This is a genomic window from Dongia soli (genome assembly GCF_034044715.1).
GTDB classification, from domain to species: domain Bacteria; phylum Pseudomonadota; class Alphaproteobacteria; order Dongiales; family Dongiaceae; genus Dongia_B; species Dongia_B soli.
This window is the reverse complement of sequence record NZ_JAXCLW010000029.1, coordinates 1-661: the sequence shown is the minus strand read 5'-3', so window position 1 is coordinate 661 and position 661 is coordinate 1. Positions and strand designations below refer to the sequence as shown.

The 661-nt window shown below is 56.4% G+C and carries 1 protein-coding gene; it reads right to left on the bottom strand.

Features of this window, described 5'->3' with window-relative positions:
• Positions 1-4: 4 nt before the first annotated feature.
• A complete protein-coding gene (locus SMD27_RS24075; protein WP_320511004.1) occupies positions 5-640 on the bottom strand; it encodes a cytochrome P460 family protein in 636 nt (211 codons plus the stop codon).
• Positions 641-661 lie beyond the last annotated feature (21 nt).

Below are 661 nucleotides of genomic sequence, written 5' to 3'. Positions count from 1 at the left end.
AACCTCACTTGTGGTATTTCTGGGCGATTTCGTCGAGCGATGGGTAAAACTGGGTCCATACATCGTCTTTTTTGGCGCTGGCAATGTGGCAGAAGGCACACTCGGCTTTCGGCTTGACAGATGCTGTTTCCGCTTTCGGCTCGTAGTGGTGAAAGTTGTAGTAACCCCAGCCACCTGTGGCCGCGTAGCGCTTCGAATCCTTCACCGTCACGTCGGCGCCATTGAAGGCGCCTGGAAAATATCCACGGCCCGACGGTTCGGTCCTTGAGCCGTCCGCTTCTTCGCCCTTGACCGTCAGCTGCAGCTCCTTGAAGAAGATCGTTCCTTCGGGGAATTCCCCGGTCTTCTCGTAGATCGCAAATGATCCGGGCTCGATATAGACGTTGTGGAATTCCGGAAAGTTCGCCTCGCCGCCGTTAAGGGCGTTGGGCGTGAGCGGGGAGCCCACATAGACCCAGTGTCGCCAATTTTTCGGCAGCATCAGGTCACCTTTTGCCGTGTATTCGGGAAGGTAGCGCTTGGGCGCTGCGCTCTCGCTGTCCGTCGACTGGGCTTGACTTGCCGTAGTTTCGATGAACGCGCCGGCCGCGAGTACGCCACCGGTAAGTGCGAGAAAGGTAAACATCACTTTTCTATTCATACTGCCCTCGGCTCGTCAATT